Origin of the sequence: Cyanobium sp. Lug-B (genome assembly GCF_024345635.1) — a bacterium.
In the GTDB taxonomy this organism is placed as follows: Bacteria; Cyanobacteriota; Cyanobacteriia; order PCC-6307; family Cyanobiaceae; genus Cyanobium; species Cyanobium minutissimum.
In genome coordinates, this window is record NZ_JAGQBM010000040.1 from 18,486 (window position 1) to 27,416 (window position 8,931).

Here is an 8,931-nt window from a genome sequence, read left to right on the forward strand (position 1 = left end):
CAAGATCTGCGGGCTCCGGGAGCCGGCCCAGGCCACCGCCATCGCGGCCCTGGGGGCTGATGCCATCGGAGTCATCGCCGTTCCCGGCTCGCCCCGCTACGTGCCACCGCCGCAGCGGCCCGGATTGTTCGCCGCCATGGCCGCCGGCCACCCCCCCGTGGCTACCGGCCGCCCCTCCATGGCCGCCGGCCACCCAGCCTGCTTCGGCGTGCTGGTGGTGGCCGATCCCAGCGACGACCAGCTGGAGGAACTGGCGGCGGGGCGGGGCCATGCGGTGCTGCAGCTCCATGGCGAGGAGAGCGTCGAGCGCTGCCGTGAGCTGGGCGGCAGGCTGGGGGTGCGCCTCTGGAAGGCCCTGCGGGTGCGCACCCCCGCGGACCTGGAGCGGGCGGCCGCCTATGCCGGCGTGGTGGAGGCCCTGCTGCTCGATGCCTGGTGCCCCGGCCAGCTGGGGGGGACGGGGCACCGGATCCCGATCGAATGGCTGGAGGACTTCCGCCCGCCTCTCCCCTGGTGGCTGGCCGGTGGTGTGGGCCCCGGGACGGTGGCCGAGCTGCTGGCGCGGTTGCAGCCCGATGGCCTCGATGCTTCCAGCGCCCTGGAGGAGAGCCCCGGCGTCAAGGATCTGGCGCGGGTCGCGGCCCTGGTGGCGGAGGTGCGTGGATCCACCCCCGCCTGATTGGCGTTTGGCCCCGCCGGGTGCAGGATCGGTGCAGCCCATCCCAGAGCCCCCTTGGCCTTCCTCCGTCATTCATCCCGAGCCCGTGTCATCCTTCCCCTGGCCCTGGTCCTGGCGGCACTGCCGGGGGCTCCCGGTCTCCGGGCCCAGGATCTGGTGGGTTGCCAGCTGGTGGACGGCACGCTCCAGTGCGTCCCCGGGGTGACGGCCGATCCCCAGCAGCAGATCCAGCTGCTGCGCCAGCAGATCGCCGGCGACCAGCGGCTTGAGGGAGCGGTGGAGCAGCGCATCGCCGGGCTCGGTCAGCTGCTGCTCCAGGGGGAGGCCATGCAGGGGACCCTGCTGCAGGCCACGGCAGCCGCTGAAGGGCTGGCTGCCCTGCCGCCAGCGGCCTTCCACTGGTACCGGCTGGCCCCCGGACAGGTCCAGTGGCAGCTGATCGAGGGGGCCAGCGGCCCCACCTACGCCCTCACCCCCGCCGATGTGGCCTCCCAGGTGATGGTGGTGGTGGCGGTGCCCACCCCGGGCGGCAGTCAGCGCAGCGTCTCCCAGGTGGTGGGCCCGGTCCAGCCGCGCCCTGCCAACTGAGCGGGTTCAGGTGCTGAGCAGGGCCTCCTGCTGACGCACGAGCTCGAAGAACTCCTGCTTGAGGCTCGGGTCGTGGCGGAAATCACCGCGCACGACCGAGTTCACCATGCTGGTCTGGGGCTCCTTCACCCCGCGCCATTTCATGCAGTAGTGCTGGGCCTTGACCAGGATCGCCAGGCCGAGGGGCTGGCAGAGCCGCTCGATCTCGTTGGCCAGGATGATCACGGCTTCCTCCTGGATGTGGGGCCGGGAGAAGACCCAGTCGGCGACGCGGGAGAACTTCGACAGGCCGATCACCCGCTCGCCGGGTTTGATGCCAATCCAGCAGTTGCCTAGGATCGGCACCAGGTGGTGGGAACAGGCGGAGCGGATGGAGATGGGCCCCACGGTGTAGATCTCATCGAGCTGCTTCACGTTGGGGAAGCTGGCGATCTTCGGTTGCTCGTGGTAGCGGCCCTTGAACACCTCGTGGAGGTACATCTTGGCCACCCGCTCGGCCGTCTCCTCGGTGTTGTGGTCGTTCTCGATATCGATCACTAGGCTGCGCAGCAGGTCGCGCACCTTGCCGGCCACCTCGATCTCCAGCTGGTCGAGCTCACCCTCGCGCAGGTGGTCGGAGATGTTGTCGTTGGCCAGAAACGGGATGCCTTCCTTCTGCAGCCGTTCGCGGATCCGCAGGCTGACGGGAATGGGGGTCGTGACGGGAGCGGCCTGACGGGCGCTTAGGCCGGTGGGGAGGGTGGATGTCATAAGGGGGTTCAGAAGGCTCCGGCGGCCGGCATCAGGGTGAGGTCCTCAACCGTCTGGCTGTGGGGTTGCCGCGCAAGGTAGAGCAGAGATTCGGCCACCTGCTCGGCTGAAAGCATGGCACGTCGGTCGAAGGAACTGTGGACGGTTTCACTGTCCCAGAGGGGTGTATTCACCGCCCCCAGGGTGAGGGTGCTCACGGCGATGCCGGCGGAGCGCTCCTCCGCCTCGAGGCAGCGGCTGAAGGAGGCCAGGGCCGCCTTGCTGACGCAGTAGGCCCCCCACTCGGGAAAGGCGTTGCGGGCGGCGTGGCTGCTGACGTTGATGATCCGTCCGCCCCCCGCCTGGCGCAGGGCCGGCAGCACCGCCAGGCAGACCTGGAAGACGCTGGTGAGGTTGAGCTGCAGGAGCCATTGCCAGCGCTCGATCGGCATGTCGGCCAGGGGGCCGGTCCAGGCGGCACCGGCGTTGTTGATCACCACCGAAGGAACCAGCCCGCGCCCGAGCAGTTCGGCCAGGGCGGGGCCGATGGCCTCAGCCCGGCTCAGGTCGAGGTCCAGGGTCTCGACCCGGCGGCCCAGCGCCCGCAGCTCGGTGGCGAGCGCATCGAGGTCGGCCAGGCTGCGGGCCACCAACAGCAGGTCGTAGCCCTCGGCGGCGAAACGACGGGCGCTGGCGGCGCCGATGCCGCGGGAGGCACCGGTGATCAGGGCGACGGGCAAAGGGCGGTGAGGCGGGGAGGCAAACCCTACGGTGCGTGGGCAGGATCCGGCGCCACCCCCTCCAGGACCTGGCCCATGCGCCGGTACTTGGCGTAGCGGGCCTCCAGCAGGTCGGCTGTGCTGCAGGTCTGCAGCTCGGCCAGGTGGCTGAGCAGCGCCCGGCGCAGGGTGTCGGCGGCCTGGATCGGCGCCCAGTGGTTGCCCCCGGAGGGTTCCTTCAGCAGGGCGTCCACCAGCCCGAGCTGCAGCAGATCGGCGCCGGTGATGCGCAGGGCCTCGGCGGCGGCGGGGGCCTTCGCCGCATCGCGCCAGAGGATCGAGGCGCAGGCCTCGGGGCTGGCCACGGTGTAGACGCTGTGCTCGAACATCAGCAGCCGGTCGGCCACACCGATGCCGAGGGCACCGCCGGAGCCCCCTTCGCCGATCACCACGGCGATGATCGGCACCCGCAGCCGGAACATCTCGCGCAGGTTGACGGCGATCGCCTCCCCCTGGCCCTCCTCCTCGGCCTTGACGCCGGCGTAGGCCCCGGGGGTGTCGATGAAGCTGAGGATTGGCAGGCGGAAGCGATCGGCATGCTCCATCAGCCGCAGCGCCTTGCGGTAGCCGCCCGGGGAGGCCATGCCGAAGTTGCGGGCCACGTTCTCCTTCATGTCGCGGCCCTTCTGGTGGCCGAGCAGCACCACGGGCTGGTCGCCGATGCGCCCGACACCACCCACCAGGGCGCGGTCGTCGTTGCCGCGGCGATCGCCGTGCAGCTCGATCCACTCGTCGGTGATGACCTGGATGTAATCGAGGGTGCTGGGCCGCTGGGGATGGCGGGCCACCTGGATCTTCTGGGCCGGCGAGAGGGAGCTGAAGATCTCCTCCCGCCGCCGGGTGGCGAGGGTTTCCAGCTGCAGCAGCTGCTGGCTCACGTCCACCTCGGAATCACGGGCCAGCTGGCGGATCTGCTCGATCTGCTCTTCGAGCTCCACCAGCGGTTTCTCGAAATCCAGCAGGACGCGGCGGGCCATGGGCGCTCAGGCGGAGGGGATCAGGTGATGGAGAGGCTGGGGATCGCGGCCGGGACCTCCAGGCCCAGGGCCTGGAAACCGTGGCGCAGGGAGGCGGCGCCGATCAGGTCCATCTTCTCGAGGCTGATGTTGTTGCGGCCCCAGCTGAAGTTGGTGTGGATTCCTTCGAACTCCAGCAGCATCGCTTCGGCGAAGCAGGCGAACATCTGGCGCTGGGGTCTGGCCATCTCGGCCGCCTCCATCATCTGCCAGCCGATGTCGGAGCCGAATTCGACGATGCCGCCCTTGAGCACGTGGATGCCGTCGCCGGCGGCCCTGGTGTCCAGGTTCTTGGGGTAGCCGCCGTCGACCATCAGGCAGGGACGGGGCAGCTGGCTGGGGTCGATGCTGCTGGCCTGGGCCAGGCTGGCGACCCAGACCACCACGTCGGCCTCGGCCAGGGCCTCCTCGAGGGGCAGGATGCGGCCACCGCCGAGCTCCTGCTGGAGATCCGCCAGCGGCTGGGGCCGGCGGGCCACCAGCAGCAGCTCCTGCACGCCGGTGCGCTGGGAGAGCCAGCGGCAGACGGCGCTGCCGATGTCACCGGTGGCACCGACCACCGCCACCTTCGCCCGCCGCAGGTCGATGCCCAGCTTGGGGGCGTTCTCCTCCACCTGCCGGCACAGGACCCAGGCGGTGTGGGTGTTGCCGGTGGTGAACCGTGTCCAGTCGAGGGTGGTGGCCCGCACCTGCTGCTCCCGCAGCAGCTTGAAGTCCTCGAAGATGATCGAGGTGAAGCCCCCCAGGGCGGTGATGTCGATGCCGGTCTTCTGGGCCAGCTCCATGGCGTTGAGCACCTTGCGCTTGGCCGTCTTGAAACGGCCCAGCATCTCGGGCACGAACACCGAATCGATGTAGGCCCCTTCGATGCGCCTGCCCGTGGGGCTGGTGACACTGATCCGCTCCACCAGCTGGGGCGGAGCGCTGCACCACATGTCCAGATCCCCCTCGGCGTACTCCTCGAAACCGAGGCTCCGCGCCAGGTTGCGGGCCGACTCGAAGCTGGTGGAATGACCGATCAGGCCGAACATGCAGGAAGGAGAAAGCGGCGGCAGGGGCGGGGCCGGATGTCGCCGACGCTACATCCTCCCCAGGGGTGGGGAAGGGGGGCGGCTCAGCCCACCAGGGCCGCGGCGGCCATCCGGGCGATCTCCCTGGGGGTGAAGCCGATGTCGGTGAGGGCGTCCTGGTAGGCGATCAGGAAATCCTCGATCAGATCCTCCTTCTCCATGTGGAGGACGGCGGCATCGGCGGCCACGCGGTCGAGCATCCGGCGCACGTGGGGGAGGTTGTCGCGGTTGGCCTGCTCCAGCTCGGCGCGGGACTCCTCCAGATGGGCCTTAAGCCACTCCTGGCCGTAATTGAGGTGGGTGTACTCGTCCTTGACGACCCCTTCGGTGATCTTGCGGGCGAACGGATCGGCGACGGGAATATAGATGTGGTAGGCCGAGATGGCGAAGGCTTCGATCAGCAGGGCCTGGATCAGCAGGCAGGTGACCACCTTGCCCTCCTGGAGGGCCGCCTGGAAGTTGTTGCGCAGGGGGGAGAAGAATTCCTGGGCGAAGGGCATGTCGGCGGTGACGCCCAGATTGTTGCCGCAGGCGGTGAAGCCCTTCATGTGCTTGAGCTCCATGCGGGCCAGCCGGGCCAGTTCCTCGGCCTGGTCGGGCAGCAGGGTGCCGAGGGACATGTAGTTGTCGTGGGCTTCCTGCTCACCTTCGATGACGATCGCGTTGATGCGGCTGTAGGCGTCCTTGTAGGCGACGGTGCTGAAGTCGGGCAGGTCGCTCCCCTCGATCGGGCCCGCCGGATCCAGGGAGGAATCGACGGACGTGGTGGTTGCGAGGGTGGGCATGGGAACCACGGGGATAAGCAATCCCACGACTTTAGTCACGCTGCGCCGGAGGTCGGCGGCCAGTCGCTGTGCAGCAGGGCCTCCAGCCGCCGCTCCCAGTTCTCCACCAGGCAGTCGAACAGCTGGCGTCCCAGCTCCTCGCTGGCGCCGGAGGGATCACCGATCACGCCGCTGGCACTGATCTCGTCCGTCCGCCAGGCGCTGGGGCAGGCCCCTTCCAGGCTCCAGCCGGTGGGTGGGGCCTGGCCTTCGCCGGGCCCGTCGGCGGCGGGGAGAGAACCGGCGATGCCCGGTTCGAGAAAGAGCATCAGGCTGGTCTCGGCCAGGCCGGCGTGGAGGCCGTCGCTGCGTTCCGGCTCGGGAATCAGCGGCGCGAGCCCATCGACACCGCGCCACAGGAAGCAGGGCAGCACCGCCAGGGCGGGTTCCAGCACCCGCAACTCCCGGGCCGCCGCCTCCAGCAGGCCGATCTGGCCGCCATGGGCATTGAAGAGCACCAGCCGCTGGAAGCCCGCCGCCGCCACCCCCCGGCCGACGGCACGGACCAAGTCGATCAGCAGCCCGGCCGGCAGGCTGAGGGTTCCCGGGAAGCCCAGGTGCTCCGGCGAGAAGCCCAGGCTCTGCAGCGGCAGGCGCCAGATCGGCAGCTCGGGGGCGAGCCGGTCGAGCACCGCTGCGGCCACCCGTTCGGCGAACAGGGCATCGGTGCCCAGGGGCAGCAGCGGACCGTGCTGCTCGACGGCACCCAGGGGCCAGAGCAGCGTGCTGCCCGGACGGGCCGCCTGCTCACGCACCGTCGTCCAGCTGAGGCTGGCGAGGCGTCGCTCCGGGCTGGGGGGCATCGGCGGGGGGAGGACCGGCCTCTGAAGGGTGATTCGTACAGTGTGGGACCCCGTGCTTCGCTGAGGACCTCCATGGCAGGAACCGGCAACCCCGCGCCGCGTCAGCCCCGGAACCCCGCCCAGCGCCCCACGCCGCCGGCGAGGCCTTCCGGGTCGGCCCCGGCGCCGCTGCGCAAGCCGCCCCAGGTGTTGATGATCAAGAAGGAGGACGAGGCGGCGCCTGAGCCCCCCCTCGCCCCGACCGCCCCCGGTCCGTCCGGCGCCCCGTCGGCGGCCACCGGTCCTGTGGCCGTGCCGGTGCGGCCCCCCGCGCCTGCCGCCGAGGACGACGACCGCTTTGGTCTGCAGGGCCTCGAGGGCCTGACCATGGCCGATCTGCTCGGGCCGGCCCCCGATCGGCGCGGCGGTTCGGCGCGCTCGGCGGGCCGGGGTCCGGCCGCCGCCGAGGCAACCCCCGGCGAATCCCCCCGCCAGGCCCGCACCGTCGACGATTTCGACTTCGACGAGGAGGCCTTCCTCGCCGCCCTCGACGAGAACGCCCCGGTCGGCACCACCGGTGAAGTGGTCCAGGGGGTGGTGATCGGCATGGAGAGCGACGGTGTCTATGTGGACATCGGCGGCAAGGCTCCCGGCTTCATGCCCAAGAGCGAGTGCGGCCTGGGGGTGATCACCAACCTCAAGGAGCGCTTCCCGAAGGGCCTGCCGATCGAGGTGCTCGTCACCCGGGAGCAGAACGCCGACGGCATGGTGACCATCAGCGCCCGTGCCCTGGCCCTGCGCCAGAGTTGGGAGAAGGTGCGCCAGCTGGAGAAGGAGGGCAAGGTGGTGCAGGTGAGGGTCAACGGCTTCAACCGTGGCGGCGTCACCTGTGACCTGGAGGGCCTGCGCGGCTTCATCCCCCGCTCCCAGCTCAACGAGGGCGAGAACCACGAAGCCCTGGTCGGCCAGACCCTGGGCGTTGCGTTTCTGGAGGTCAACGCCGAGACCCGCAAGCTGGTGCTTTCCGAGAAGCGCGCCGCCACCGCCGCCCGTTTCGCCACCCTGGTGGTGGGGCAGCTGGTGGAAGGCCAGGTGGTGTCGATCAAGCCCTATGGCTTCTTCGTCGACCTGGGCGGCGTCAGCGGCCTGCTGCACCAGTCCTCGATCACCGGCGGGGCCCTGCGGGATCTGCGCGAGGCGTTCCAGCAGGGTGAACACCTCAAGGCCCTGATCACCGCCGTCGACCCCGCCCGGGGCCGCATCGCCCTCAACACCGCCCTGCTCGAAGGTCCCCCCGGCGAGCTGCTGATCGCCAAGGACACCGTGATGGCCGAGGCCGAGGACCGGGCCCACCGGGCCCGCTCGCTGCTGCGCCAGCAGGAACAGGACGCAGGATGAGCGCAGCGGTAGCGGTGCAGGCCCCCGGCCCCGACTGGGAGCTCGATTACTACTCCAGGCCGATCCTGGAGGCCGATGGCAAGAAGCGCTGGGAGCTGCTGATCTGCTCGACGCAGGGCCTGCAGCCGGCGCCGGACCCCTTCCGCTGGTCGATGGACTGCCCGGCCGCCAGCGTCAATTCCCAGTGGCTGCGCGGGGCGATCGAAGCCGCCCTGGCGGCGGCCGCCGAGCAGGGCTACGGACCGCCGCGGCGGCTGCGCTGCTGGCGCGGCTCGATGCGGGCCATGGTGCAGCGGGCGGCCGAAGGCCTCGGCCTGGAGCTGGTGCCCAGCCGGCGCTGCTACGGCCTGGTGGAGTGGCTGCGGGAGCGGCAGGCCAGCGTCTACCCCCAGGAGCCGGGCTACATGGCCGGCCCCCTCGCCCCGCCACCGCAGCCGATTCCCGCCGTGGCCCTGCCCCTGCCGGAGGCGGCCCGGGGCGACAGCTGGAGCTGGGCCACCCTGCCGGCCGCCACCCTGGCCGAGGCCGGCGGCTGGGAGATCGCCTTCCCCGGCCTGGTGGCCCTGCCCTCCGAGGTGGATCCCGCCACCCCGGTGCCCGGGATCCGGCTGTTCAGCCGCCGGCGGGCCCTGGCCATCGCCGGCTGGCTGTCCGGCCTGGAGCCGACCCGGCTGGAGGTCAGTTCTGGCCAGCTGGTGCTGGAGGCCGGTCTCGAGGATCGCTGGATCCTGGCCCGACTGCCGGAGGAGGAGGCGCGGCTGGCCCAGCAGGCCCTGGCGGAGGCCAGGGAGCGGGCCGGAGGCCTGCAGTTCATCGCCATCCAGGCCAGCGAGGAGGCCCCCAGCCTCGAGGGGTTCTGGCTGCTGCGCGACCTGCCCGATGGCTGAGGCGGATGGCTGAGGCGCTCGAGCCCCCCTTCGATCGGCCCGACGCCGGCTTCAACGACCTTCCCGGCTGGACCTGGGTGGGTACCTATGGCGGCCACTACCTCCAGTGCGACCTGCTGGCGGCGTTCGAGCACGGCTTCTTCACCCGCCAGTGGCAGGGGCGGCCGCCGGAGGAGCTG

General features: G+C 70.9%; 10 protein-coding genes and 1 pseudogene. 5 read left to right on the plus strand and 6 right to left on the minus strand.

Going from position 1 to position 8,931, the window contains the following annotated elements; genetic code table 11:
* The first annotated feature begins 136 nt into the window (after window positions 1-136).
* Together KBY81_RS10680 and KBY81_RS10685 are read left to right on the plus strand one after the other, a co-directional pair.
* On the plus strand, window positions 137-679 hold the full coding sequence (locus tag KBY81_RS10680; protein WP_315858517.1) for a phosphoribosylanthranilate isomerase: 543 nt from the start codon (window positions 137-139) through the stop codon (window positions 677-679).
* 54 nt (window positions 680-733) lie between these two features.
* Window positions 734-1,267, plus strand: a complete 534-nt coding sequence (locus KBY81_RS10685; protein WP_254976466.1) for a hypothetical protein — start codon at window positions 734-736, stop codon at window positions 1,265-1,267.
* 6 nt (window positions 1,268-1,273) lie between these two features.
* On the opposite strand, the gene folE is transcribed toward KBY81_RS10685, so the two are convergent.
* From folE to KBY81_RS10715, 6 genes are all read right to left on the minus strand, one after another.
* Window positions 1,274-2,017 (minus strand): GTP cyclohydrolase I, encoded by a 744-nt coding sequence (gene folE, locus KBY81_RS10690; RefSeq protein ID WP_015107714.1) that lies wholly within the window; start codon window positions 2,015-2,017, stop codon window positions 1,274-1,276.
* 8 nt (window positions 2,018-2,025) lie between these two features.
* Window positions 2,026-2,736, minus strand: a complete 711-nt coding sequence (locus KBY81_RS10695; RefSeq protein WP_254976467.1) for an SDR family oxidoreductase — start codon at window positions 2,734-2,736, stop codon at window positions 2,026-2,028.
* A gap of 26 nt (window positions 2,737-2,762) precedes the next feature.
* A complete protein-coding gene (locus tag KBY81_RS10700; RefSeq protein WP_106221376.1) occupies window positions 2,763-3,752 on the minus strand; it encodes an acetyl-CoA carboxylase carboxyltransferase subunit alpha in 990 nt (329 codons plus the stop codon).
* Window positions 3,753-3,772: 20 nt separating this feature from the next.
* Window positions 3,773-4,822: a long-chain acyl-[acyl-carrier-protein] reductase gene (locus KBY81_RS10705; RefSeq protein ID WP_106221375.1), complete on the minus strand. Its 1,050-nt coding sequence runs from the start codon at window positions 4,820-4,822 to the stop codon at window positions 3,773-3,775.
* Between the two features lie 83 nt (window positions 4,823-4,905).
* Window positions 4,906-5,646, minus strand: a complete 741-nt coding sequence (locus KBY81_RS10710; RefSeq protein ID WP_254976468.1) for an aldehyde oxygenase (deformylating) — start codon at window positions 5,644-5,646, stop codon at window positions 4,906-4,908.
* Between the two features lie 35 nt (window positions 5,647-5,681).
* The gene (locus KBY81_RS10715; RefSeq protein WP_254976469.1) at window positions 5,682-6,488 is read right to left on the minus strand and encodes a creatininase family protein; all 807 of its coding nucleotides are present in this window, start codon (window positions 6,486-6,488) and stop codon (window positions 5,682-5,684) included.
* 72 nt (window positions 6,489-6,560) lie between these two features.
* Here KBY81_RS10715 and KBY81_RS10720 point away from each other — a divergent pair, with 72 nt between their 5' ends.
* From KBY81_RS10720 to KBY81_RS10730, 3 genes and pseudogenes are all read left to right on the plus strand, one after another.
* Window positions 6,561-7,865 (plus strand): S1 RNA-binding domain-containing protein, encoded by a 1,305-nt coding sequence (locus KBY81_RS10720; RefSeq protein ID WP_254976470.1) that lies wholly within the window; start codon window positions 6,561-6,563, stop codon window positions 7,863-7,865.
* The gene (locus KBY81_RS10725; RefSeq protein WP_254970759.1) at window positions 7,862-8,752 is read left to right on the plus strand and encodes a Tab2/Atab2 family RNA-binding protein; all 891 of its coding nucleotides are present in this window, start codon (window positions 7,862-7,864) and stop codon (window positions 8,750-8,752) included. Before KBY81_RS10720 ends, KBY81_RS10725 begins: the two co-directional genes overlap by 4 nt.
* A 5-nt stretch (window positions 8,753-8,757) precedes the next feature.
* Window positions 8,758-8,931: pseudogene (locus KBY81_RS10730) on the plus strand (copper oxidase); the annotation flags it as partial.